Source organism: Cohnella sp. (genome assembly GCF_041641335.1).
Classification (GTDB): Bacteria; Bacillota; Bacilli; order Paenibacillales; family Paenibacillaceae; genus Cohnella.
This window is the reverse complement of the sequence record NZ_JBEPYQ010000004.1, coordinates 89,832-116,688: the sequence shown is the minus strand read 5'-3', so window position 1 is coordinate 116,688 and position 26,857 is coordinate 89,832. Positions and strand designations below refer to the sequence as shown.

Here is a 26,857-nt window from a genome sequence, read left to right as displayed (position 1 = left end):
TTTGGGATATGTTCTTTGGTCGGAACGCTTCCCAGTATACTAAGTGGCGCTTTTTTGCTCAAAGCTCAAATTACTTCATTACAGGAATGGCTCCTCTATATCAATCGCGCCCAAGCGCAACTATGTTCTTGAAACCGATTGTATCATCGAAGTGAAAACGAACAGTTAGAGTTGTGTTAGGGGAGTGTAAAATTACACCTGGTATGGACAAGTTCGTACGCGATTATGACCGGCAACTTATTGGAGAATGAGGACTTCCGCCAGACTCGAGCCGTCGTCGAGAGGATTGCTGTTAAAGTCGTTCAGGATGTAAACCTTGACGGTATGTCTGGGCTTCTTGACGACGTTAAAGTGTGCCGTAAAGGTTTCGCCCGCCGTAATATCCTGCTGCAATGCGACAAGACTAACCGGTTTCGGGCCGTTCATAAGCTGGAATACGATAACTTCGGCCCCGCTATGATTTATGCCGTTAATCGGAGACACGGTTACCGTAACCGCAATTTTGGCTCCGGGCTCAAGCTCCCCTGCGACGGCGAACGCGCGCGTCGGTTCTCCCAACAGCTCATTAATTTTCTGGACCGTCATGTTCCAATAGAAATCCGCATCGAGCTGTCCCGACTTGTTGTACCACTTTTCGCTCGGCGCAATGAGCCGACTCGTATCCGCTGGCTGAATCGCGTTCTCCTCGGCGAATTCGTTAAACGACCCTATAATAACGGTTTTCGGCTTTTGCGCGATGACGCGATCCCAGGAACGCTCGTAAAATCCGCCATTCACGCCGTCAAGAACGCGCGAAATGACCGAAACGCCGATATTGGGATTGTGCCCGGGATTGACGAGCATCGCATCCGGATGAGGGACGGCTCCATTGGTCGCGACCCAACCGTAATATAGTCCGCTTTCCTCAACGGGCGGATTGCCGAACTCCGGCACCCTTCCCTGGGCGTATTTGATCGTAAATTGATTCTGGTACGTTTTGTCTCCCGTCCAATTTTCAATGGCGATTCGGTCTTCATAGGAGCTGAAGCTGACGATGAGAGGCTTGCCGTCCTCATAATAATAGTTGTCGCTGCCCCCGTACGTCCCGTGATTGACATACTGCTCCAGAACGACTTTGGCTTCGTTTTCGAACGATTGAGGATTGTGGTTGAATTGGATGAAGCCTACGGCGAAGGCGTATTTGACTTTCCGGTTCGACGGATTCGCGTTCCACGCCGCCAATCTTTCCATTACCGCAACGGCTCGATTAATAATGTATTTATTGTCGGCGTCGATGGAGTTCGTCATATCGAGAATGATAAAATCGATTTTGGCGTTCGCCAGCATTTGAATATGCTCGTCGATGACCGCCGGATCTCCGCTGTCGTACATTCCGTATACGCCGGCCGTTTTCGGGCGATATTTAATTTCGCGGGATTCCGCGTTCAAACCCGATTCCCACGTATTCCACGTATTCGGCTTCAGATAATCGTTACCGGAAGGAATAACTTTCCACTTCCCAGTATTGCCGTCAAAGGCGACCGGAGCCGCTCCGGGGTATGCCGGGCCGAATACTTTGCCCATTCCCTGCCATGTCGATCCCACTCCATGCTTGTACTTCCACTCTCCGGAGTAAGGATACGGCTCGGCGACGAACGACGAGCCGTCGGAAACTCTCGCCTGCCAATCTCCGCCCGTAGGACCGTTCGTATAGAAAGTAATGGCATCGGCTTTGCCGTCGTTGTTTTTATCCGCCAGCATTTGCCTGCTTGACCACGAGCCGTACCCGGAAATCCATAAAGAATAGGCATTGAATCCGCTTCCATTTGATATCGCGACCCACCAACTGCCGTCGCCGTCATACATGCTGACCGCATCTGCTTTGCCGTCTCCATCGACATCCGCCATCATGCGGGAAGCGTTGGCCCCGAATCCGGCCAGCCATTCCGAGCCGGCTCCAAAGGCATTCCCTGTAGAGAGCGCAACTTCCCAAGTGAACGTCGTATTATTGTAGACGATCGCATCAGCCTTGCCGTCCCCGTCCACATCAGCGATAAAGGCGTCGTCCGCCCCCGTTCCGAATCCCGATCTTAGCTGGAAATATGCGCCGAACCCGTTACCCGTAGAAGGGGCGATATACCAGGACCCATCGCCCTTATAGAAAATAACCGAATCGGCTTTGCCGTCCCCGGTAACATCCGCGACGAACTGTTTGGTCGACCCTACGCCGTGGCCGGCAACCCAGACGGATTCCGGCCCGAACTTGGTTCCGTCCGATTTCGCGACTTTCCATATTCCGTCCGCTTGAAACACGATGGCATCGTCCAATCCGTCCCCGTCCGCGTCCGCCAGAAACTGGCCGACAGAATTCGCGCCAAATCCGTCGCTCCAAAAATAATGGCCTTGGTTCGCATACCAGGTCGAATACCAGATGCCGATATTAGGCTTATAAGGCTCGCTTGCGGATGCGGTAACATCGGCGCTCCCTATCGTTACGGCAAGAGAAACAATTGCGGCGGCAATACGCTTGATCGATAGCATAGAAATCCTCCTTAGGGGTCATGATCTTGCCGGAAGAGGCGCAAGCTTGCCTGAATAGCGCTTGCGCCCCGATTGTTTTCGGCGTTATTTCCCGTTGATCGCTCTGAATTCCTGAAGCATCTGTTGCATCGCTTCATCGTAACGGCCGTTGCTCTTCATGTCGTCCGCGATCGCTTGCCATTCCTTGTCGAACTCCGCATCCGTCTTCGCCATCATAGCGATAGGCAGCTTCTTGACGGTCGAGCTCCAATAGTAGCCGGCCAACGTGCTCGCCGCTTCACCTTTCGCAGGAAGCATGGAGCCGTCGCGTGCAAGCATCTTGGAGGAAATGAAGTTTTGCATATCCGCGTAGGCGTTCAGCTTGATCGGATAGCTTAACCTGTAGTTTTGCAAGTTGTACGGCGGTGTGGGCGCATAAGCGAATGCTTTGCTTGTCCATTCAACCGGCGCGAAATAATCGAGCAGACCGTAATAAGATGCGCCCTTTCCGTCCGCAGTCGTAGTTCCCGTACTGATCGCTTCCCACAGCGCGTTGTCTTTGAAAACCTTTTTGCCGTCCTTCACTTCCCATAATCCGGCGGATTCCGGGCCCCATGTGCCGAGCTCCATCGCTTCGTCGCTATAAAACCAGTCCAAATATTTCAAAAGCCGCGGAATGTCATTGAAGTTTTTATTGATCATAATGTTGGCCGACCCCGCCGGATACGACGGATCGACATAGGCGGTTTTGCCGGACCTGGACGCCGGCCACGGGATCGGTCTGAAATCGTCCTCCGGATTAGAACGTTTTACGGCCGTTCTCGCAGCGTTAATGTCCGAAGTCGTGATAATGACGGCGGCATTTCCGCCCGCGATCTTGGTCTGCATCTGATCCGCCTTATCGATCATGAAATCCTTGTCGATAATGCCGTCCTTGATCCATTTATTCATGACCTTGTAAAACTCCTTGACGTTCGGATTCTCAAGAAACGCGCTTGCCCGGTCGGCGTCCTTGTCATGCCAAAACCCGCTCGTCGGCGCGTAAATGACCGACAAAATATGAGGTCCGTATTCTCCGGGGACATACAACGGATACACCGGCTTTCCGTTGGCCGTCAGGTTCAAATCTTTAATTTTGTACAAGAGGGCTTCGAAATCTTCGAACGTGTCGATCGCCGGCTCGATTTGCAGGTCTTCCGAGGTGACTCTCCTGGGCGAGCCGTCCAGTTCTTGCTGGAGATCGCCGACCGACTTGAAGGTGTATCCGGCCTTTCTCAAAACGTCTTCTCTGACTTGAATGGCGAAATTGTTCATCGGACGGTACAGGAGATCCTCGTTCAACCGGCTCGCAAGCTCCGGATTGTCCATATTCGGATCTCCGCCGCTCGGGAGCGCAATGAGCTTCCCATCCGACTCCAACATTTTCCATGCGACGTCCGAGTACCATTTTTTCATATTTACGAGATGATCCTTGTACTCCGTCAAATCGGCGAATGCATCCTTCGCGTAGAAATTGCCGATGTTCTGATTATCCGTAAAGACAATGTCCGGCACGTTGCCCGCAGCCACCATCATGTTGATGAGCTCTGCCGGCATTTTGCCGCCCGACGGCGTAATTTCCGCAATCTTGATGTTAAACTTCTTCTCTACCTCGGGCGTCACGATGTCGTTCGGATTATCGGCTCCCGGTTTGACGGCGGCATTCAGCGCGTCCAGAATTGTAATCTCCATAAGCGGCTCCGCTGCCGTCCCCGAACCGTTCGGCGCAGTGCCCTGCGTCGATGACGGATCCGCAGATTCGGTCTTGCCGCCGTTCCCGCTGCAGCCCGCAAGCACGGCGGACAGGAACAGAACCGCAACGAGACATGCAATCCCCATCTTGAAGCTTTTCAATGAAATGACCTCCTGATGTTTTTTTATATATAAACAGGTTTCCCTGCGTATACTTTCTCTTTAACGGCATCAACCTTTGACGGCGCCAATCATCATGCCTTTAACGAAATATTTCTGCAAGAACGGGTAAATGACGAGCATTGGCACAGTCGAAATGATTAACGTCGTCATTTTGATCGCTTCGGGGGTCACGGAAACATTCGCGTTCGCCAGCCTGGCCAACTGTTCCATGGAAGTCGCCTGATTTTCCAGAATGATCTTGTACAGCAGCGTCTGAAGCGGCGCCATGTCCGCCTTGTTGGTGAAGAGCAGGCCGTCGAACCACGAATTCCACTGCTGCACGCCGATAAACATGATAATCGTCGCGATCACCGGCATGCTCGAAGGGAGAATGATGCGCGCGAATACCGTGAACTCGCCGGCGCCGTCGACTTTAGCCGACTCCTCGAGGCTTCTGGGCAGCTGCTCGAAAAACACCTTCATGACCAGCATGTTAAAGATCCCCATCGCCGTCGGCAGAATGTATACAAGAAAGTTGTTATACAGGCCCAAATTTACGATTTGCACGTAGAAAGGCAGGAGACCTCCGCTGAAGTAAAGCGGTATGATGAAAAAAATCAGCAGTTTCCTTCGCATAATAAGGTTCTCTTTCGAGAACGAGTAAGCCGCCAAGCCCGTTACGAGCAAATGCAGTAAAGAACCCAGCACGGTTCGTTCCACCGAAATCCAAAATGCCTTTAAGATTCGATTATCGACGAAGATCGACCGGTAATTGTCCAGCGTAAACTCGATCGGATACACGGTGATGCTTCGGGAAGCGGCGGCTGCGGCATCGCTGATCGAATACATAAACACGTAGACAATCGGATACATCGTTACAACGCACAGCGCGATAAGTACTAAGCCGTTCAGCAGGCTAACCGGCCTTACTTGAAATTGTTTTGTCTTCATTGCCCCTGTCCTCTCGTATCGACTCCGACGATTAGATGATGGAGTAATTAAAGTATTTCTTCGCGACTTTCAGTCCGACGAAGAACAAAATGAAGGAGATGACCGACTGGCACAGCCCCACTGCCGTCGAGTATGAAAACCTGCCAAGCAATATCCCCGTTCGGTACACGTACGTATCGACGACATCGGCCGTCGACATGACGAGCGGATTCATCAGATTAAATGCGGCATCGAAACCGACATTAACGATTGTGCCGAGGTTCAGCACGAACATCAGCGCGATGGCGGGAGCGATTCCCGGAAGCGTAATGTACACCAGCTTCTTCCATGGGCCGGCTCCGTCTATTGATGCCGCGTTGTATAGTTCCGGATCGATCGAGGAGATCGCAGCAAGGTAAATGATGGAGCCCCAACCGACCTCCTTCAGAATCGAGACGACGATAAAGATGAGCCAGTACAGCTCCGGCGATCTCATGAACGAAATCGGAGACAGCCCGAAGAATTCGATCAGCGCGTTGACGACACCGTCTTCCGCCAGCATTCTGTAGACCAATCCCGCAATGATGACCCAGGACAGGAAATGGGGCATATACGTGATCGTCTGCGTGATCCGCTTGAAGCTTTTGCTTCTGACGCTGTCAATCATCAGCGCCAATAGAATGGGCGCGGGAAAGGCAAAGAGCAGCGACAGGAATCCGATTCCCAGCGTGTTCTGGAGCGCGGAGCGAAAAGCCGGGTCGTCCAAGAACGTTCGAAAATGCTGGAAACCGATAAATACACTGCCGAAAAAACCATTTTGCGGCTTGTAATCCTGAAAGGCGATCAGAATTCCGGCCATCGGAATATAGTTGAACACGATTAAAGCCGCAGCTCCCGGAAGCAGGAACAGCAACAGCATTCTTTGCGACCAAATCCGGCTAAGCATGCGCTTTCATAACCTCCCGATCCGTCATTCGCATTTCTCTCCTTCTCTCTTTATTGGTTATGTGATTAAAACTATCATTTTCGCAGTCGATTCAATAGATGACGATTCACCTTTTTCCGCTGCGATCCACAGGCTAACCGACAAAAAAAACCACCCCTTGGCAAGAGGTGGAGATTCATGGATTAGATTGGGCGATCGGGCAGCAGCGCCGGAAGCACAAGCGTTGCCTCGGTCCCCTGATTCGGAGCACTGCGCAAATGAATATCGTAGGGTTCGCCGAAGTACAGCTTGATTCTTCGTTTTACGTTTCGAATGCCGTAGCCCCCGGAAGCATGCTCGTATACGCCGTCGTTCAGATTGTCCACCGTTGTCGAATCCATTCCAACTCCGTTATCTTTCACGATAAAATAGAGAGATCCGTCCCGAATGCTTCCCTCGATCTGCAGATGCCCAGGACGATCCAACGGCCTGATACCGTGAATGACCGCATTCTCCACGACGGGCTGCAGGATCAAATTGAGTGAGTGACAGGAATAAACTGCCTCGTCCACATTCATCTTGACGTCAAGCTCCAACTCGTAGGTGAAACGAAGAATATCGAGATATTGTCCGATCATATCAAGCTCGTTGGCCAAGCTGGACATCACCGCTCCTTTGTTCAAGAAATACTTGAAAAAGCGAATCAGCTTGTCCGCCACAAGGCTGACATCGGCAACTCCCTCTTTCTTGGATCGCCACTTGATGGCCGCAAGGGTGTTGTAAAGCAAATGAGGATTGATCTGCGATTGCAGCAGCTCGACCTGCAAGCTCGACTTCTGGTCCTGCAGCTCCTTCTCTTGCTCGACCAGGCGGTTGATCTTATGGATCATTTCATTGAAGCTTCTGTCCAGCCGGCCGATTTCGTCGTTCCCTTTTAATTCGCTTAAAACGATGTTTCGATCCTGCTTGACGAAGTCCATCTTGCGCTTGATCTTCTCCAGTCTTCTCGTCGTCAGCACCGAGATGGCGAAGGTAAGCAGAATGGATACGGCGATTCCGACGATCAGCGTGATCGCGACCGCCGATTTGATCGGCGACAGCTCCTTGTAGATTTCATCTATCGGGTATACGGCCAACATGTTCCAGCCGCTCAGCTCGGACGGAGCATAGGCGTAAATGTACTTTTTATTGTTCATTTCGTAATCCAACACCTTGGCACCGTTGTTCCTATCGGTCAGCTCCAGCATCGCCCGAATGTCCCGATCGCCGAAAGCGTACGCGGCGTCCGCCTTCTTGGAAACGACGCTTCCTTGGCTGTCCAGCAAGTATAGGCTCAGATTGGCGTTGGCATTGTCCTGCTCCATCAAATACGCCAGTCTGACGATCGGTATTTTAATCGACAGGACGCCGAGCTGGCGCAAATTCCGAAAATCCGTCAATACCCTGTTGATTGAAATATAGTCGGTGCCGTCCTCGTTGAACAGGCTGCGATAATACAGTCTGGTCGAATTGGACAGCATTTCTTCCACCCAGCCTTCTCCCTCGATTTGCCCGTAATCTTTAATGAGCTGCCCGTCCTTGGGAAACGACGGATTGTTGGAGTAGATTTCTACCTTGATCATATCCGTTCCCGTTCCTCTTGGAGACGGCTTTAACGTCAGATTCGGGTAAACCAGGTCCTGGATCACCGGCTCGATCGTTTTATATAACGCATTATGATAGGCATTGTAAATCTCTTTGCCGTCCTCCTGCCCGTAGTCCTTGCCAATCGCCTCTTGGATAGTCGTGCTGGAGAAAATCATTTCGCATTTGCGCAAAAAGACTTCCAGGTTGAAGTCGATCAGCTTGTTCGTCTGCACCAGATTCTGCCAAATCAAATGCTCCTTGTTCTCTTCCAGCTTCTGAATGGAGATGTTGTAAGTGAACAGCCCGATCGTCAGGATCGCAAGCGTAACGAAAGGCGTGAAAATGAGAATCAGCTTTCTCTTTAAGCTAAGGTCTCTGAATAGCGATAAAAGTCCTGTCATCCGGCGCGCTCCTCTCGGTATCCCGTCCTTAGAGACTGTCTTTGTATTCTCTCGGAGTTAGTCCGGTATACTGCTTGAAGATGCTGCGGAAATACGACTCGTCGTTATAGCCGACCGCTTCTGCGAGCTCATACGTTTTCATGCCCGGATCGATCGCGATCATCCGTTTCGCTTCTTCTATCCTGACCTTCGTAATATGCTCCAGAATCGTCTCCCCGGTTTTCTGCTTAAAGACATTATTCAGATAATTCGCGCTGTACATGAGCTCGTCGGCAATCGACTTCACCGTAATTTTGCCTCGAAAATTTTGCCTGATGAACTTGATCGCTTCTTCGATCATTCTGCCGTACTGATGACCATGGCTGCTCTCCATATAAGCGATGATCGTAAAGAGAGTATTTTTCAGCCATATCTTTACGTCGGCGATCGTCTCGATCTGCATCAGCTTCTCCCACAACAGCTGATCCTTGCCGTAAATGGAATCCAGATGGATGTTCATGCTGTTTAACACTAGATGTGTATATAGGACGACGGTAAAGCACATGTTTTTCGTTTCGCTTTTGGACGCGAAAGCTTCGATTCTGCCAAACATGCCGTCTACGAATTCCTCGGCTCTCCCCCGGTCTCTGGTATGAAAAATAGCAGCGAGCTCGTTCTGGGTTTCGCTGTAGGGGATGGTGTAGCTGCCGGGTCCGTCCGAAATGTCCTCGCAGCGAATCATTTGGCCCTTGCCTAGCCTAAATTTGTATTCTAGCGAATGGATCGCTTGCTCGTACATCCCGGATAACCGATCAAGGCGTCTCGCAACCGAACTGATGCCGACAGAAACGCTTATCCCGCTTTCCTTCAGCGACGCGATTAGCGCGGCCGATATGCTGTAGGCAGTCGTCTTTAACGTTTCTTCGCAGCCGACATCGCCGCTGACGAGCAGCGCCCAGAGCTGTTCGTCCGTGCGCGACCAGAGGAACCCGCTCCCTCCCGACTGCCTGTCCAATATTCTCGAAATGCGAAGCGCATGCATCTCCTTCTCTTCACGGCTTTTCCCCGCCATCGCTTGTTCGTAATCGTCCACTTCGACCGCCAGAACGATAAGCCGCTCTCCCGGCTTGTCGAGCCTTAAATAATCGAATTGCTGCCCGATTTCTTCGGCGTCCTTATCCATTCCCATAAACAGGCTGCGCTTAAAGCTGTCTACAAGCAACGGCTTGCTCGCCTCCAGCAGCTTCTTCAACTCTTCCTCTTCCTGGCGCTGTTGCAGCTCGGCCTTTCGCTGCTCGATCAGCTCGCGAAACTTTCCGACCAGCTCTTCATCAACGATCGGTTTCAGAATATACGCATACGCTTCCAGATCGATCGCTTTCTTCGCATATTCGAACTTGCTATGGAAGCTGAACAAGATCACTTTGATTTGCGGGTAGCGTTCCCTGACCTTCTCGCCGAAGGTCAGTCCGTCCATGAACGGCATTTCAATATCCGTAATAATGAAATCCGGCATATCCCGTTCCAACGCGAGAAGCGCGTCTTTGCCGTTGGCGTACTCCCCGCAAACTTCAAGCTCCAATCCCGATTCGATGATAATATCTTTGACATTCTCTCTCTCGATTTTGAAATCGTCTACAATGATCAGCTTGAACAAAGCTCTCGCCCCCCCTTTGCCGTGATGATCTCCCGATACAATGATAAGCAAAAAGAAAATCCCCGTCATCTGCGCCTGCGGCAGCGACGGGGATCTTTCCGTTTACTTCACCAACTGACCGCGGGTAACGCCAAGCTGGTTAATCGCTTTAAGCTTGCGCCACACTTCGGAGCCGGAGATGCGACCGTCGATGGCGGCGCGGTAGAGGGTGAGCACCTCATGCACCTTGTCGGCGCTCTCCTCGAGAAACTCTACGCGGAAGGAGCGTACGCCGAGCTCCATGAACAGATCCAAGTATTCCGAGCCGGACTGCTCGATCGCGTTGTACACCGTATTGCGGCAGCCTTCGTCGACGCGGACGGGGTGGGACATGCCGATCCGGTCCTGCAGCGACGCCCGCTTCTCCTCGCAAGGACGACCGCAGTTCGTGTAGTTCGTGCCTTCGCTCATGAACGTGCAGTAGACGCAATGCTCGGTATGGAACATCGGCATGTGCTGGTGGATGACCATCTCCAGACGGGACGTATCCGCGCGGCGCAGCATGTCGACCATCTGTTGAATGTTCAGGTCGTAGGAAGGCGTCACCCAATCGAGGCCCGCTTCGCGGAAAAGGTTCACCGTCTTGTGGTTCGCCACGTTCAACGAGAAGTCCCCGATCAGCAGCGGATGAGTCTCGTTCGGCTTCTCCATCCGCTCTTTCAAATAGTAGTACAAAGCCCCCGTATTGCGAACGAGCACCGCATCCGGCTTCAGATTTAGAATGTTGCGATGATAGCCGTTCTCTCCCGGCATATGGATGCGCGGAGTGGCGAGCGCGATCCGCTTGCCGGCTTCGCGGCACACTTGAATCGCGTCCGGGAACTGCTTGATGAACTCGAAGTCGGCATAGATGAACTCGACTTCCGTCTTCGCGACCGCCTTCACCTGCTCCAGCGTCCGGCACAGCGCGGTCAGCTTCACTTCGCTCGGCTGAACGCTTACGTCCGCCGCATCGGAATCGAACGCGTCGGCGAACTCGTCGATCTGCCGCTTGATGTACTTCGGCGGCAGCTCCCGCATCGCCTCCAGCTGCTCGACGGCCTCGCGCCGCATGCGGTTCAGCTCGCTCTTCGGCACGATGACGTCGCCCTTCAGCCCGACTTCCAGCTGATCGAGCCGGTACAGCGTTCCGCCGAGACGGCCGAGCTGCTCGCTCAACACCTCATGGCCGAGCGGCCGCTTCTCCGCGCGCTCCAGCGGCATCTCCGACTCCACGGCCACCGTCGTTCCTTTACGAACGTCAGTCCAGATCGTGCGCAGCGGCACGCCCTCCTGGCCGAATACGGATACGGCCAGCGGGAACGTGCGATACGGCTTCTCGGTCTCGAAGCTGGCGCGGAGGCGTCTGTCCAGCGCAGGATCGCTCGTCTTCCAGATCCGGTCGCCTTCGTGCACCCGGTTCAAGTCGATGTCGTTGCGACCCGGCACGATCTCGATCCGCAGCCCTTCAGCCGCTTCTCCCTCCAGCTTGGCTCCCGACACCCGCACGTCGTAGACGCGTCCGCCCTCTTCCTTCTTCGTCGGATCGCCCGCATCGAAGACGATGCCGTCGCCGCGCTTCAGCGGAGCCTCTAGCTTGCAGACGACCGCGTCGCGCAAAATTTTCTCCACCTTGCCCAAATACACGCCGCGGCTCTTCGGGAACGTTCCTTCGACGAGCTGCTTGTTATTCGTCCCTTCCAGGAAGCCGTGCGTGAAGCCGCGCGAGAAGCTCTGCTGCAGCTCCCGCACTTCCTCCTTCGAAGGTCCGGTCTCGTCCCCTTCGAAATACTTGTCGATTTCCTTATTGTACTTGCTGACCACGTTCGCGACGTATTCGGGGCTCTTTAAGCGTCCTTCGATCTTGAATGACTCAACGCCCGCTTCGATCAGCTCCGGCACGATGTCGATCGCCGCCAAATCTTTAGGTGACAGCAAATACGCGATGTCTCCCATAGGCTGCTGCACGCCGTCGACCATCAGATCGTAAGGCAGACGGCAAGCTTGCGCGCATTCGCCCCGATTCGCGGAACGGCCGCCCCACACTTCGGACGTGAGGCATTGTCCGGAGTAGGAAACGCATAAAGCGCCGTGCACGAAAACTTCCATCGGCAGCTTCGCCTGCTCGCCGATCTTCCGAATCTGCTTCAGGTTGTTCTCCCGTCCGAGCACGACCCGCTCCATTCCGAACGGCTTCGTAAATTCGACCGCCTCCGGGGAAGTAATCGTCATCTGCGTGGAACCGTGAATCGGAAAATCCGGAGAAATTTCGCGTATCATTTTCACCAGCCCCAGGTCCTGAACGATCACCGCGTCCACTCCGGCGTCGATACACGCTTCGATCAGCTTGCGCGCTTCCGGCAGCTCGTCCTCGAACACGAGAATATTAAAGGTAAGAAAACCTTTCACGCCGTACTTGTGCAGGAACGCCATAATTTCCGGCAGCTCGTTCGTCTGGAAGTTGTGGGCGCGAGCCCGAGCGTTGAACTTCTCCACGCCGAAGAACACCGCGTCGGCCCCATTGGCCACCGCGGCTCGCATGCATTCCCAGTCGCCGGCCGGGGCCAGCAATTCGATATCTTCACGCCGCAGGGCGGCTTTGTCCTTCATGTAATCCTAACCTCCAAACCGCTTCTGTCAAGCGGCATTCGCTGTTCTCATTATTGCGCTTAAGGCGGGACAGGTCAAGGAGATTGGGTTTCCATCTTCCCGACGCGGCGAAGAGGCCGCCCCGCATCGTCTTGGAATGAAGCGGAACAGCCTCTAGCGATCGGCGCTTCGATTAACGAGTAAACTCGAACGAGCTTAACGCTTTCTCCATGATGTTCACGTTAAAATCGCTGGCATTGGCCAGGGCGCAGTAACCCCACACGTTGTAGAGCTTATCGCCCTTCAACACGTAATAGTTCGTGACTCTGTGTGGAGAAGAGTCCTTGCCGACGGTCGTATCCTCGATAACGACTTTCCTCGCGGTGTAGCCGGCGAATTGAACGGTCGTATTTTCGACGATCCGGTATTTGGACGATTGCGCGGCTTTGACTCTATAATATTCGTCGATACCCGACGAGAGCTCGCCGACCGTGAAGGAGCTTTCCTCCGAATAAATCACTCCGACCGACACTCCGGTACCTCCGAACTCCACCGCCGGTTCCTCGAGGTTTTTTTTCAAGCCCGTCCAGTATTCGACAAAAAAACAAGCCCGAGACATCGCTCAGGCTTGTTTATGTATAGTCGTATTTGAACTACCAGCCGCTGATCATTTTGAAATCCGCCGCCAGGAATACGAGAAGACAGACTGCGGCAAATCCGATTGCCAACAAGTTTTTACGAGGCCTCTGCATCAGCAGACGCACTAAACCGATTGCAATGAGAACCGTGAAAATCAGCATGAAAATGTCGAAATGCGAGTATGTGCTCTCCACAGCTTCCGTTGCCGCTTCGGCTAGAAACATAAAGGGGACCTCCTTTATCTGACCTAATGAACCCATCTTTATCTATGTTAGCCTCTGAACGTCTCCGTTGCAAGTCCGAAGTTGGCGTCGTAACAAGTTTGTCACACATTCCGGCCCCCGGATTCGTCCGTCCGGAGTTGCCGTTAGTATTCGTAAAATAACCGGTTCGTATTCCCGGATAGACGAGTGAAACCCATTTCGTTGTCTCATACTACATTCAAAAAAAACGGGAGGTTATCGCATGCCGCAGCCGAATTTTACGATCGCCGATCTGGAGCCGGAAGAGCTTGAAGAAGTTCGCAGCATGGAGCAGAAACTGTCCGAGCGCGCAGGTCACACGATCAGTCTGATTGCGTTCGAGGCTAGTCAAGAAAATCCGGCTTCGAAAGGATAACGGAATGTCAACGTTCCATAGAATGGAAAGCGGCGTTTTGACCATACTAGTGGAGAATCCACGAAATGGGAGGAACACGAGATGAAACGTTTCCTGTATGCTTTGCTGACGCTTACCGCGCTGGCCGTTGCCGTCCCGGCGCTCGCTTCCGCCAATCCCGGCGAACATCACCGCCATGAACAACACCCGGCCAGGCCGAACGTCGATTGGAGCGCCCTGCCTGCCGATATTCAAGCGTTGAAGACGCAGCTCGATCAGATTCGTACGGAGCAGAGAAGCTTGTTCCAGCAGATGAAATCGCAAAATCAGCAAATCAGGGAAGCCAGCAAGACTCTGACGACGGAGAAGCGGAATTCGCTTAAGAAGCCTGCCAAGCAGCTGGTCGAAAAAATGAGGGCCTCCAAGGACGCGATCCGCGACATGCGCGATCGCAAGCACGAATCGTGGGACAGCTTCCATGAGCATGCCGAGAAGAAGCAATGGGCCGCCGCCAAAACCGATATGGAAGAAATTCTGAAGCAGAAGCGGCAAATTCTCGAGAAACAGCAAAACATCGTCAAGCTGCAGAAGCAGCTAATCGCGTTGATCAACCCTTCCGCCCAGTCCTAGGCAAAAAGGGCTGCGACCGCCCGTTCCTACCGGAACGGCGGGCCGCAGCCCGTTTTTCCATGCTACGCTTCCGCAGCCCCGATCTTCACGGTATAGGCGGCCGAAGCTTCCTCGCTGTCCTTGTATCCGATTCGGACAGCTTTGGCCCGGATAGAGACTCTGCCTCCGCTCAATAGAATCGGGCCCGTATACAGCTGCCAGCGCGGTATCTCGCCTTCCTCCGTCGTATAGGCGATGGAAGCCCCTTGCGTCGCGGTGTGCAGCATAATCGCCGTCGGCTCTTCATACTCGCCCCGAGCGGAAGGCTCGACTCCGGGCAAAGCGCCGTTGATCGGCACGAAAATCGGCGCCGCCGCTTGAGGTTGAACGCCCCCGGGCCACATTCTCGCTACCATCTGATCCTCCGGAACGTCGCCCCATACGTCGTAATGCCGGCACCATGCGTCCAATTCGCCGCGAAGCCGCTCCAGCGTCTCGAGATATGCGGGATCGGCGGCCAGATTCCGCGTTTCGTACGGATCGTGATCGCAGTCGTATAGCTCTTCCGCAGGACGAGTCCGCCGCAGCAGCAGCCGCTGCTCGTCCTTAAGCTCGCCTGCCAGTTCCAATCTCCACAGCTCCCGGAACATCTGATGCTGATGGCTGAACGGAATCCATTGCAGATAAGGCTGATTCGGGTAGTCGTTGCGAATATATTTAAACCGCTTGTCGCGCACCGCGCGCACCTTGTCGTAAGCCTCGTCATACCGGTCCCTCGTCGCGTAGACGTAGTCCCTCGTCCGCTCGTCCGATCCCAGAAACGGCTTCCCGGCCAGATGGCGCGGAACCGGAGCTCCCGCCAACGACAGCGCCGTAGGGCCGAGATCGATGAGGCTGACCAGTCGGTCGTTGACCGTCCCCGGCTCCAATCTGCCCGGCCAGCGAACGATAAGAGGCACGCGGATTCCGGCGTCGTAAGGCCAGCGTTTGGCGCGCGGAAGCCCTTCGCCGTGGTCGCTCCACAGAAACACGATCGTATTGTCGGCCAATCCGTCCTCTTCCAGCTGCCGGAGAAGCCGTCCGACATAATCGTCCGCCTCTGCGATCAGATCGTAATATCTGGCCAGCGCTTCTCGCGATTTCGGCGTATCGGGCAAATAGGGCGGCACTTTTACCTTGCCCGGATCGGTCTCGAGCGGACGCGGTTCTGCCGCGGAAGCCGGATCGACCCATTTGCGGACCAGGTCCCCCCACATGCCGCTCTCATGCGTCAACATATGGTTGAATACGGCAAAGAAGGGCTGCTCCGGGTCTCCGCGGCGACGCCAGTGAGCGTCCACCCCGTCCTCGTCCCAGGCCGTCAGCGGAGACGCGAATTGATAGTCCGTCTTCCAATTGTTCGTGCAGAAATAACCCTCGGCGCGCAAATACTCCGTGAACGCCTTGACATGAGGCGGCGGTACGGCTAAGTACGGAGTCGGCAGCTCCGGGGTATGCGGATTCGTATGCTCCGTGCGCATATGATGCGTTCCGATCGACGTCGGATACATTCCTGTGATGACGGCCGAGCGGCTCGGGGAGCACACCCCCGCCACGGCGAAGGCGTTGGAGTACCTCGTCCCTTCCGCCGCCAAGCGGTCGATATGGGGCGTACGGGCCAAGGAATCTCCGTAGCAGCCGAATCTCGGGCTCGTATCCTCCAGGGAAATCCACAAGATGTTGGGCCTGCCGGTCGGCGTTTGCATTCGCGCTCATCCTTTCGGTTCGTTATTTGACTGCGCCGATCGTAATTCCCTTGACGAAATATTTCTGGAAGAACGGATAGGCGACCAGGATCGGCAGCACGCCGACGACGGCGATCGCCATGCGGACCGTCGCGCTCGGCAGTTGGGCGATCGTCTCGCTGGCCGACGTGGACATATTCGGATCGGAGCTCAGAAACTGGATTTCGGTAATCATTCGGTTCAGAATGTTCTGAATACTGAACAGCTTCGAATCGGTCACATAGGTCATCCCGTTAAACCAGTCGTTCCAGTACAGAATGGACTGCAGCAGGCCGATCGTGGCCATGATGGGCAGCGACAGCGGCAGCACGATTTTGTAGAACGCCTTGACCTCCCCGCAGCCGTCGATATTCGCCGCCTCGATCAGCGCGGGAGGGACAGAGGTGATGAAAAAAGTTCTGACGAGCAGTACGTTGAACCCGTTCATCAGCAGCCCAGGAACGATCAGCGCCCAGATCGTATTTTTGATCACGAATAATTTCGTGTAAATCAGGTAGGCAGGCACCAGTCCGCCGTTAAACAGCAGCGTGAAGAAGACGAAGAAGGCCCAGAAGTTCCGCCAAGGCAAATCCCGCCTCGAGATCGGGTAAGCCAGCATCGAGGTCATGGCGAGACTGACGGTCGTTCCCACGATCGTGATCAGCACGGTAATTCCGTACGCCCTGCCAAGGCTCCGCCAATTGTCCCATAAATAGTGATAGGCGCTCAAGCTGAATTCCTTCGGAAAAAAGGAGTAGCCATGCTTCAAGATGGCTTGCTCGCTCGATACGGAAGACAGGATGAGCAGCAGGAACGGAACGGCGCAGGCAATCGAGAAAGCCGTCAGCGCCGCATGCGCGATCCACTGCATTTTCTTGTTGTCGGAGGTCATACCCTAAGCTCCCTTATGCTAGAATAAGGCGTTCTCCTTGCTGACTCTGCGGACCACGTAGTTGGACAAGATGACGAGCACGAATCCGACGAGCGACTGGTAAGCCCCCGCCGCCGAAGACATGCCGAGATCGCCCAGAAAGATCAGTCCGCGGTATACGTACGTATCGATAACGTTCGTCACTTCAAGGAGCGGCCCTGAGTTCATCGGCACCTGGTAGAACAGGCCGAAGTCGGAGTAGAAGATCCGGCCGATCGCCAGCAGCGTCATGAAGATGACGACAGGCGCGATCAGCGGAATCGTAATCGAAAAGATCTGCTGTCTCTTCGACGCTCCGTCCAAAGTGGCGGCTTCATAATATTCCGGATCGATGCCGATAATCGAAGCGAGATAGATGACGCAGAGGAAGCCGATGCCCTTCCAATTGTGAACGATCGTCAGGATGGCCGGCCAATACTTCGTCTCCGTATACCAGGAGATGCTCTCGATTCCGAAAAGCGGCAGAATCGTCTTGTTCAAGAACCCGGTTTCCATGCTTAGCAGCGCGTAAACGAGATAGCTGACAATAACCATCGACATCAGATACGGCACCAAAATAATGCTCTGATACAAGCGGGCAAACCATTTTCTCCGGATTTCGTTCAGCAGGATCGCGAAGGCGATAGCCAGAACGGTATGGGTGACGATAAACGCCCCGTTGTAGAGAAGCGTATTCCGAGTAATAATGTAGGCGTCTTCTGTTTTGAACAAATACTCGAAGTTCCTCCAACCTACCCAATCGCTTCCGAAAATGCCCTTCGCAAAATTAATGTCCTTAAACGCGATGATAATGCCGAACATCGGCAAGTAATTGTTGATCAGCATGTAGAGCACGCCGGGCAGCATCAGCAAGTATAGCGGCCAAAATTTCTTTGTCTTGCTCCACCGCGCGCCTGCCCCTGCCGCTCCGCGCGGTCGCGGCCGAACGCGTACCTTATCCGCTGTCTGTTCCATCGCTGCTACTCCCTCTTCTTGGTATTAAAAAGCAATCCAATCCACCCTATTCGCCGATTGGATTGCTTGCCCTGGTTATTCTTGGGTTTGCGCCCACTCATCCAATTGCCTCTGCTTCTCGGCTATAATTTTGTCGATGCCTGCGCTTTGCAGCTTTCCGAGGAACGCGGGCAGCTCCTTGTCCGGATCGAGAATGCCGCTCTCCAGCCCTCTTCTATATTGGTCGACGACATTGTAGACCGCCGTCACCTCCGCTTTAACCGGAGTCGGGTCCCAATTAAAGCCTAGCGCCTTCGATTTGACGGCGTTCCGATTAAACTCGTCCATCGCCTTCCATACGTCAGGATCGTCGCTCTTCCACACATGGGAGAGGAACTGGTTTCCGAACATCCACCCCATGTTCAGGCCGTAACCCGTCGATTGCGCGTTAACCCCTTCCGGGTAATCGATCAGCCCGTTATCGGTCTTCACGTAATGCTTGCCTTCAATGCCCCAATCCAATAGATTAATGATATCTTTATCGGTATACATCAGGTTGAGAAATTGCATCGAACGCTCCGGCTTCTCGGCGCCGCTCGGCACTCCCCACATGATCGTGGAAACCGTACTCGTCTTGGCCACTGCCGGGGCGAGTTTGATCGCGACCATCTCCATGCCGGTCGCGCGGCTCTGCTGCGCCTCGTAGCCGGGCTTCTGGTGGCCGAGAAAGGAAGCCGCCTTGCCCGCCTTGATCATCGCCACGTCCGACTCCTGATTTTGCACGGCATCCTTCAGGACATATCCGGCTTCGTACCATTTCCGGACCGTTCGCAATTGGTTGGCGTATTCCTCGGTGGCAAACCAGTTGACGACCTTCAGATCGTCCTGGCCGTTGTTCAGCAGCACGCCGAAATTATCTCCAAGCGAATCCCTTGTACTGAACGTGCCAAGCACGGAATCGTTGGTTTTATTCGTAATCGGTACCAGGTTCGGTTCGTTATCCTTGATTGCCTTGAAAACCATCTCCAGATCCTCGAGCGTTTGCACCTGGCTGACGTCGATCCGATATTTGTCTATCAAATCCTTGCGCATGACCAGACCATAATCCGCAGCCAGATCGCGGATGCTCGGCACGGCGTAGCTTTGTCCTTTTATTTTGGTCGCATTGTAATAGTCCGGGCCAAGCGCCTCGAGAATCCCCTGACCGTGCTTCTCCAGCAAGTCGTTGATCGGCTGCAGGCGTCCTTTGGTCACGTCGTTGCTGTACTCATTGACAACGATCAGATCCAGCTTCTCCCCGCTTGTCATCATCAGATTCATCTGATTTTTCCAGGCGCCGATATTGATCGGCAGCAGCTTGACCGTCGTGTTGATCTTGGCCTTGCTGATCTTGTTGATCTCTTCCTGTACCATTGGCAAATCCCCGGGGACCTCGCCCAAAACAAAGAAGGCGACCACTAGCTCGTAAGGCTCTTCGCCTGCTTGCACGGTCGGACTCCCCGCGGCTTCTCCGTTCCCCGAATTCGCGCCGCCCGAATTCCCGTTTCCGCCGCATGCGGATACGAGCAGCATGAGCGCCAGCAACGCCCCGACCCAACCCGTTTTTTTCTTCATCGTCAGCCTCCAGCACCTAGGAATGTTTGCGATCGCTCCGGATTCGATCTGACTTCATTGTAAGGGACGCCGGGATCCGCATCCGCTCCGTTATCGACCCGTTCTTTGCCTATTTTCGACCTTCGGACTGCCGCCGATAGTCGTACGGACCTATGCCGACGAGCTTCTTGAATCTTCTGGAGAAATGCGAAATATTCGCATATCCGGCCTTGCCGGCGATCGCTGCGATCGGCATGTTCGTCTTGGCGAGCAGCTCCCGGGCCAGCTGCATTCGCTCCCGCACGACATAATCGGTTACCGACATGCCGGCCTCCTTCTTGAACAGACGATCCAAGTAATCCGGGTTCAAGTAGACCTGGTTCGCCAATTCTTCGCGCGACAGATCTTCGGCTTCAAGATGACGGGAAATGTACATTTTGACCTTGTCCACGATCGACCGCGACTGCTCGGCCTTGCCTGCATACGACACCGCCTTGGCGACCAAATGCCGAACCCACGCGATCATGTCCACGACGCTGCCCGAGGCTCGGACCGCCAGCTTGACCGACTCCGGATCGCCGAACAGTTGATGGGCGTGAACGCCTTTCAGCTTAAGCGAGTAGTATGCCGTCTGCATGAAATTTTGCTGGAATCGGTTCAGCGCATCGGCGTCCACCCCTTCCCGGTCAACGGACCGCTGAAGGAACTGTTCCGCCTCCGCAAGCACCTTGTCCGCCGAGCCTTCCGTCAGCATGACGGACCACAGGTCCATCGTCGGCAGCGGCGCGCGCGCGCTCGGCCTGGGCTCGGACAGCAGAAACGCTTTATTGGCGAACGCGACATTGTTCTCGGACAGCAGCGTCAACTGCTGTACGGCCGCCGACAATTGGTGGCTGTACACGGCGTCCCCGATGTAGCACGAGATATCGCAATAAAAGTATTCGTTGCAAGCACGGATGTACTTCTCAGAGGCCTGCCTTAACGGCCCCGGGCCCATTCTCCCGGATTCGTCCGCCGCCGCGATCGCCAGAAGCAGCCTGGGCGCTTCCAGCGCAACCATCTGTCCGCCGCCGTCGTTCAGCAGCGTCTCTTCGGCGCCGTTTCTTAACGCGTACTCGATCATTCGGACTTCCCTCTGGCTGAGCTCCTTGTGAAACCGCTGGACCTCGATCAGCACCGGAACGAGCTTCATCTGCGGGGCGAACGGAATATTGCGCTCGGCCGCCGCCGCCCGGATCGCTTCGGGGCTCGGAGCGATGGCATGACGAATAATGTCCAGCCAGAACCGTTCCGCCAGCAAGGGCTGATGCTTGTTCCAGAATTGGCCGAGCCGACTGTACTCGAGCAGCTTCGTTTCCTTGCCGATCTTCTGTATCGCTTTCATGACCGCCTTCTCCAGCTCCGCGGTCGAAACCGGCTTCAGCAGATAATCGATGCTGCCGAGCTGCATCGCTTGCTGCGCGTATTTGAAATCCGCATGGCACGTCATGAAGACGCACTCCGTCTGCGGATAACGCTCCTTCACCCAAGTAAGCAGCTCCAGCCCGCTCCCCTGAGGCATCTCGATGTCGCAGATCATCAGATCGACGGGCCTTTTCTCGAACGTTTCCTTCGCCTGCCGGATGTTGTAGGCCAACTGGACGCCGCCGATGCCCAGCTCCTCCCAGCGGAGTCCCGTCTTTACCGATTCGGCCATCCAGCGTTCATCGTCTACGATCAAAGCCTGCAGCATGTTTAGTCCTCCAAGTTTCCGGCCGCCGGTCTGAGCGGAAGCCTGATCTCCACTATCGCGCCATGCGGCATCGCGTTCCCGTACCGGATCGAAGCCTTCCGACCGTATAGAAGCTGCAAGCGCCGGCTCGCGTTCCATAATCCGATATGCTCTCCCTCTTGGTCGACGACGCGGTTCCCTCGGTTAATCTCCTCCAGCGCCTCCCGCCTGAATCCGGGGCCGTTGTCCTGGATCGCGATATGAATCCACTCCTCTTTCTCGTCCTCTCTTGCTTCGAGATCGACGGCGACGGAGAGCAGAGTCGGCTCGTCCAACGTAAGGGCATGCTTGACCGTATTTTCCACGAATGTATGCAGCAGAAGCGGCGGGATTGCCGTGCGAAGCAGGAAGTCCGGGACCCGAAGCTCGCAGCGGAAGTCTTCCGGGTATCTCAGCTCTTGAATGCGGACGTAATTCCGGATATGCAGCAGCTCCTCTCCGAGCGTAACGAAATGAAGATCGCTGCGCAGCATATAGCGAAAATAGTGGACAAGGCAGAGCGATATTTCCTCCGCCAGCGCGTTATTCTTCGTGCGGGCCAGCATATGCACCATATTGAGGGAGTTAATAAAAAAGTGGGGATTGAGCTGAAGCTGCAAATGCTGCAGCTCGGCTTTTTGCTTGCTCAGCTTTTCTTCGTACACGCTGATCCGCAGCTCCCGGATCTGGGACATCATGGCGTTAAAGGTATCCCGGACGGCAGCCAGCTCCTCGGAGGTCCTGAACTGGGGAATGCGCGTGTCCAAGTTGCCCTCCCCGATCCGCTTCATCGCTTGCAGCAGCCGATTAAGCGGCACAAGCAGCACCTTGCGGAGCAAATACAGGCATAACGGCAGCAGCGGAATCGCTCCAAGCGTAATCAGCGCCACCAGCCTTTGAAGCTGCGGCAGCTTCTCCAGGATTTTCCCTTCCGGGATAAAGGCGATCAGGCTGAAGCTCCCTTTGGAGGAACGGTCGCCTACGGCCAGAAAGCGGTCTCTTTTTCCCGTTAGGTAGTAATGCCCCAATTCTTCCTCGATGCGCACGCCCGTCCTTCCGACGAACTCTTCGTTCGTCAGCGGCGCGCCGTCGAGGTCGGCGAACAGCACCGCTCCTTCCGTGCCCGTATGAATGAAATCCAGCGGAATGTCCGCGCGGTCAATGTTCATCCAAGCGCCTAAATAAACCGAGTCGGAACGCATCAGCCGGATCAAATAGTGGGAGGATTCGATCTGCCGGACATCCCACCCTCTATGGAACAGTTCCTTGGCCGTCAGGCCCCGGGCGGTCGTCGCTTCCACGTAGGAGCGGACCGCCTGCCTTTCGTCGATGGTCGTTCTTGAACTATGGGCCGGTATATATTCGTCCCGCGACACGGAGTAGATAAAGATTCCGTCCACCGGCTGAAGAGAAGGGAGCATGCCGGTTGCACTGACGGACAGCCTGCGCACGGCGCTGTACCGCTCGAAGTCGGTTGCGGAATCCAGCTCCTCGAGCCCGGAGCCGGTCCCGATCAAGCCGAGCAAATAATCGTCGGCGTTCTGCAGACTTCTGTCGAACTGGTCCATGTACATGGACATTAAATTTTTGTTCGACTCCGCTACCTGGTTGCGGACGACCTCTACGGCATAAAAGTTGGAGTAAATCAGCAATCCGATTAACGGAGCGACCAACAGCACAACTCCCGCGATCAGCTTGATGCGCAGCGACTTCCATGAGATGTGCGTTAATCTGCCGAGTGGATTCGTCATTGTCAGGCACCTCATGGGGTAGATTCGGGCGGGTCCGACCATTGATTATCGATTATAGCATTCGCCTATGCTCCGTATTCGACTTCCTTGTTGCCTATTGTCGACCTGCCGCGCTCATTCCCGCTGCCGATTGCGGAATTGCCGGGGCGTCAAGCCGGTATGCTTCTTGAATACCTTGATGAAGTGGCTTTGATCGTGGAAATTCAGCCGGGAGCCGATTGCCAGCAGCGTATCGTCGGTAAAGAGCAGCAGCTTCCCGGCCTCCTCGACCTTTACGCGCTGAATGTATTCGCTGACGGTGAGGCCGGTCTCCCTCTTGAACAATTGCGACAAATAACCGGGAGCCAGCCCGGCCGCGGCGGCAAGCTGCGTCAGCGTAATCTCCTTGTACAGATGGTTGAAAATGTAGTTTTGACAGGCCGCGACGGCTTTGGAGTAGCGTCGGTTTCTCTGGCCGCGGACCCGTTCGGCGAAATCCAGCAGCGCCTCGTTGCTGACCCGGCTAACCTCTTCGACTTCCTGGAGTTCTTCGATATGCTGAATGTACAAGTCGCTTACCGTAAACGCGGTTTCCGGGAAGAGGCCGCCTTCGATGGCCGCCCGGGTGACCAGCGTAATCAAGCAGATCGCCAAATTTTTCTCGTTCCTCAAACGGCTTCTTTTGGACAATACGCCTGCTCTTTCTCTAGGGATCAGATCGAAGCCGCTGGCCAGCTCTTCCTTTCGTCCCTCCTTCACGTATTGGAGCAGCCTCTTTTCCAGAATCGGATCGTGATGAAAGACGAAATTCTCGCGGCGGTCCGACAGATCGAGATCGACGTCCTGGGCGGGCACGGCCGTTCGTTCGACGCTTTGGGCGGCTTGGTAAACGTCCGAGATGTCCAGCTTGTTGCCGTGAAGGAGATAGTACAGCAGCCCGCCGGCATGCAGCAGCGCCGTTTTGTTTTTGACCGTAGGACCCATGATGACAGCCCCGAGAGGATGATCGGCCGCGCCAAGGCGAAAGAGGAGACGGTTTTCCAGCTTGTTGACCGCGCTTAACACGGGAACGGAGTACGGAAGCTCCGGCGGAGCAAGGTCGTCCGGTTCGTCCTTCTCCGCCGGACGGGCAGGCTGGCCGGACGGATACTCGGCGACGAGCTCTCCGCTTCCGTCCCGGAAACGAATCGGAATATGAAAATTGTCGTGCATCAGCCTGCAAATATAATCGACTTCATCTGCATTTACGCGGTGTCCCGTCATGGTCGGCCCCCTCCAATTCCTATAAGCCTGTAATTATTTTTGTACAATTAATATAGAATACATACCATATAATCGTCAAAGAAATCGTTACAATGAGCTGGAAGACGCATGAAAGCGATTACCCAACCGATTAACAAGGAGGAGATAAAAATGGCAAGAGACGTTGCGTCCCTGATCTCGCAGATGACGCTGGAGGAGAAGGCCGGGCTTTGCTCCGGTCTGGACTTCTGGCGGACCAAAGCGGTGGAGCGGCTCGGCATTCCGTCGGTCATGGTCACGGACGGTCCCCACGGATTGCGCAAGCAGAAGGAAGGAAGCGACCACGTCGGCCTGTTCGACAGTGTGCCCGCCACTTGCTTCCCGTCCGCGGCAGGCTTGGCCTGCTCCTGGGACCGCGCGCTGATCGAGAAGGTGGGCGTTGCGCTCGGAGAAGAATGCCAGGCCGAAGAGGTCGCCGTGCTGCTCGGCCCCGGAGCGAATATCAAGCGTTCACCCTTGTGCGGGAGAAACTTCGAGTACTTTTCCGAGGATCCGTACCTTTCTTCGGAGATGGCGACGGGTCATATCAAAGGCGTGCAGAGCCAAGGCGTCGGCACTTCGTTGAAGCATTTCGCCGTCAACAACCAGGAGCACCGCAGAATGACGATCGACGCGGTCGTGGACGAGCGGACGCTGAGAGAAATCTACCTGGCGAGCTTCGAAGGAGCGGTCAAGCAGGCTCAGCCCTGGACGGTCATGTCCGCTTACAACCAGGTGAACGGCGCATTCGCTTCGGAGAACGGGTACCTGCTGACCGATATTTTGAAGAACGAATGGGGACACGAAGGCTTCGTCGTCTCCGACTGGGGCGCGGTAAACGAACGGGTTGCAGGGCTGGCCGCAGGCCTAGAGCTGGAAATGCCTTCGAGCCACGGAATCGGGGACCGCAAAATCGTCGAGGCCGTCAAACGGGGGGAACTGTCGGAGGAAGCTCTGAATCAAGCGGTGGAACGAATCCTGAACGTCATCTTCAGGGCGGTCGAAAACCGGAAGAAGGACGCCTCGTACGACCGGGAGGCTCACCACCGGCTGGCTCGGGAAGTGGCGCGGGAAAGCATGGTGCTGCTCAAAAACGAAGACGGCATCCTGCCGTTGAAAAAAGAAGGAAGCATTGCGGTCATCGGCGCGTTCGCCGAGCAACCGAGATACCAGGGAGGTGGGAGCTCCCACGTCAACCCGACGAAGCTGGACAGCATTCTGGAGGAAATCCGCCGATCCGCCGGGGACGCAGCCTCGGTTTCTTATGCGAAGGGCTATTCGCCGGATACCGACGATATCGATGGCGCGCTGCTTCGGGAAGCGGTGGAGACGGCCGCGCGGTCCGACGTCGCGATCCTGTTCGTCGGCTTGCCGGACCGTTACGAATCGGAGGCGTACGACCGGACCCATCTGTCGATCCCGGACAACCATCTGAAGCTGATCGACGAAGTCGCCAAGGCACAGAGCCGTCTCGTCGTCGTGTTGAGCAACGGATCGCCGGTCGAGATGCCATGGCTGGGCCAAGCCAAAGCCGTGCTCGAAGCGTATTTGGGCGGGCAGGCGCTGGGCGGCGCGATCGCCGACCTTCTGTTCGGGGACGCCACCCCTTGCGGCAAGCTCGCGGAGACGTTCCCGGTCCGGTTAAGCGGCAATCCCTCCTATTTGAACTTCCCCGGAGAAGGCGACCGGGTCGAATACAGGGAAGGGCTGTTCGTCGGCTATCGTTACTACGATAAGAAGGAGCTGCCCCCCCTGTTCCCGTTCGGATTCGGGCTCAGCTATACGACGTTCGAATATACGGACCTTACGGTCGATAAAAAAACGCTTAGCGATCAGGAGTCGCTGACCGTCCGCGTCAAAGTAAAAAATACGGGAAGCCTCGCCGGCAAAGAGATCGTTCAACTGTACGTCAACGACGTGCAGAGCAGCGTCATTCGTCCGGACAAGGAGCTGAAAGGCTTCGAGAAGGTAGAGCTGCAGCCGGGAGAAGAAAAAACGGTCAGCTTCGTTCTCGGTAAGCGCGCCTTCGCCTACTACAATACGGAGCTGAAGGATTGGCACGTGGAAAGCGGAGACTTCCGCATTCTGGTCGGCCGTTCGTCCGCCGATATCGTTCTGCGGGAAACGGTTCGCGTAGAGTCGTCCGTAACGGTGCGCATCAAGGCGACCCGCAATTCGACAATCGGCGATCTGATGAGCGATCCTAAGCGGGCGGAGCTGGTCGGCGAATGGATGATAAAAATGAGCGCGGCCAACGACACCCTCGGCATGCTTCAGGAAGACGGCTCCGAGATGGTGGCAGCGATGATGCGATATATGCCGCTGCGAGCGCTCGTCTCGTTCAGCCAGGGCGCCTTGACCGACGAAATGCTGGATCATATGCTTGCGGAGCTGAACAAGTAGGTCCGCGCACCGGCGAAACGGCGATGCTGCGGGATGAACCCGCTCGCCATCAGAAAGAGCAGGCCCTCGGCCTGCTCTCTTTATGCGCTTATGCTCCGTACGCCGACGTTC

Annotated in this window: 19 protein-coding genes; 3 read left to right on the top strand and 16 right to left on the bottom strand. The window is 55.1% G+C overall.

Annotation, left to right across the window (positions count from 1 at the left end):
• Positions 1-237: 237 nt before the first annotated feature.
• The 9 genes from ACESLM_RS02430 to ACESLM_RS02390 all read right to left on the bottom strand — a co-directional run bounded on the left by ACESLM_RS02430 (position 238) and on the right by ACESLM_RS02390 (position 13,380).
• Positions 238-2,520 carry an FG-GAP-like repeat-containing protein gene (locus tag ACESLM_RS02430; RefSeq protein ID WP_372629669.1) on the bottom strand — a complete coding sequence of 761 codons (2,283 nt, stop codon included), beginning with the start codon at positions 2,518-2,520 and terminating at the stop codon, positions 238-240.
• 84 nt (positions 2,521-2,604) lie between these two features.
• Positions 2,605-4,392 carry a type 2 periplasmic-binding domain-containing protein gene (locus tag ACESLM_RS02425; protein WP_372629667.1) on the bottom strand — a complete coding sequence of 596 codons (1,788 nt, stop codon included), beginning with the start codon at positions 4,390-4,392 and terminating at the stop codon, positions 2,605-2,607.
• A gap of 69 nt (positions 4,393-4,461) precedes the next feature.
• A complete protein-coding gene (locus ACESLM_RS02420; protein WP_372629665.1) occupies positions 4,462-5,343 on the bottom strand; it encodes a carbohydrate ABC transporter permease in 882 nt (293 codons plus the stop codon).
• Between the two features lie 31 nt (positions 5,344-5,374).
• Entirely contained in the window at positions 5,375-6,268 is an 894-nt protein-coding gene (locus tag ACESLM_RS02415; RefSeq protein ID WP_372629663.1) for an ABC transporter permease, read from the bottom strand.
• Positions 6,269-6,450: 182 nt separating this feature from the next.
• Complete coding sequence (locus tag ACESLM_RS02410) at positions 6,451-8,274, bottom strand: sensor histidine kinase (protein ID WP_372629661.1); 1,824 nt, start codon at positions 8,272-8,274, stop codon at positions 6,451-6,453.
• 28 nt (positions 8,275-8,302) lie between these two features.
• Positions 8,303-9,961, bottom strand: a complete 1,659-nt coding sequence (locus ACESLM_RS02405) for a response regulator (RefSeq protein WP_372629659.1) — start codon at positions 9,959-9,961, stop codon at positions 8,303-8,305.
• Between the two features lie 51 nt (positions 9,962-10,012).
• Positions 10,013-12,538 carry a U32 family peptidase gene (locus ACESLM_RS02400; protein WP_372629657.1) on the bottom strand — a complete coding sequence of 842 codons (2,526 nt, stop codon included), beginning with the start codon at positions 12,536-12,538 and terminating at the stop codon, positions 10,013-10,015.
• 172 nt (positions 12,539-12,710) lie between these two features.
• The gene (locus ACESLM_RS02395) at positions 12,711-13,049 is read right to left on the bottom strand and encodes a hypothetical protein (protein WP_372629656.1); all 339 of its coding nucleotides are present in this window, start codon (positions 13,047-13,049) and stop codon (positions 12,711-12,713) included.
• A gap of 121 nt (positions 13,050-13,170) precedes the next feature.
• Positions 13,171-13,380, bottom strand: coding sequence for a hypothetical protein (locus ACESLM_RS02390; RefSeq protein WP_372629654.1), 210 nt, complete (start codon positions 13,378-13,380; stop codon positions 13,171-13,173).
• A gap of 241 nt (positions 13,381-13,621) precedes the next feature.
• Between ACESLM_RS02390 and ACESLM_RS02385 the strand changes: the two genes are divergently transcribed.
• The gene (locus tag ACESLM_RS02385; RefSeq protein WP_372629652.1) at positions 13,622-13,774 is read left to right on the top strand and encodes a hypothetical protein; all 153 of its coding nucleotides are present in this window, start codon (positions 13,622-13,624) and stop codon (positions 13,772-13,774) included.
• Positions 13,775-13,855: 81 nt separating this feature from the next.
• Positions 13,856-14,383 carry a hypothetical protein gene (locus ACESLM_RS02380; protein WP_372629650.1) on the top strand — a complete coding sequence of 176 codons (528 nt, stop codon included), beginning with the start codon at positions 13,856-13,858 and terminating at the stop codon, positions 14,381-14,383.
• 62 nt (positions 14,384-14,445) lie between these two features.
• Here ACESLM_RS02380 and ACESLM_RS02375 read toward each other — a convergent pair whose 3' ends face one another.
• From ACESLM_RS02375 to ACESLM_RS02345, 7 genes are all read right to left on the bottom strand, one after another.
• Positions 14,446-16,107: a sulfatase family protein gene (locus ACESLM_RS02375; protein WP_372629648.1), complete on the bottom strand. Its 1,662-nt coding sequence runs from the start codon at positions 16,105-16,107 to the stop codon at positions 14,446-14,448.
• Positions 16,108-16,129: 22 nt separating this feature from the next.
• Positions 16,130-17,017, bottom strand: a complete 888-nt coding sequence (locus ACESLM_RS02370; protein ID WP_372629646.1) for a carbohydrate ABC transporter permease — start codon at positions 17,015-17,017, stop codon at positions 16,130-16,132.
• Between the two features lie 18 nt (positions 17,018-17,035).
• On the bottom strand, positions 17,036-18,010 hold the full coding sequence (locus tag ACESLM_RS02365) for an ABC transporter permease (protein ID WP_372629644.1): 975 nt from the start codon (positions 18,008-18,010) through the stop codon (positions 17,036-17,038).
• 75 nt (positions 18,011-18,085) lie between these two features.
• Positions 18,086-19,603, bottom strand: a complete 1,518-nt coding sequence (locus ACESLM_RS02360) for an ABC transporter substrate-binding protein (RefSeq protein WP_372629642.1) — start codon at positions 19,601-19,603, stop codon at positions 18,086-18,088.
• 109 nt (positions 19,604-19,712) lie between these two features.
• Positions 19,713-21,314, bottom strand: coding sequence for a response regulator transcription factor (locus ACESLM_RS02355; protein WP_372629640.1), 1,602 nt, complete (start codon positions 21,312-21,314; stop codon positions 19,713-19,715).
• 2 nt (positions 21,315-21,316) lie between these two features.
• A complete protein-coding gene (locus tag ACESLM_RS02350; RefSeq protein ID WP_372629638.1) occupies positions 21,317-23,083 on the bottom strand; it encodes a sensor histidine kinase in 1,767 nt (588 codons plus the stop codon).
• 114 nt (positions 23,084-23,197) lie between these two features.
• Entirely contained in the window at positions 23,198-24,325 is a 1,128-nt protein-coding gene (locus ACESLM_RS02345; protein ID WP_372629636.1) for a helix-turn-helix domain-containing protein, read from the bottom strand.
• Positions 24,326-24,475: 150 nt separating this feature from the next.
• Here ACESLM_RS02345 and ACESLM_RS02340 point away from each other — a divergent pair, with 150 nt between their 5' ends.
• Positions 24,476-26,746, top strand: coding sequence for a glycoside hydrolase family 3 C-terminal domain-containing protein (locus ACESLM_RS02340; RefSeq protein WP_372629634.1), 2,271 nt, complete (start codon positions 24,476-24,478; stop codon positions 26,744-26,746).
• The last annotated feature ends 111 nt before the right edge of the window (positions 26,747-26,857 follow it).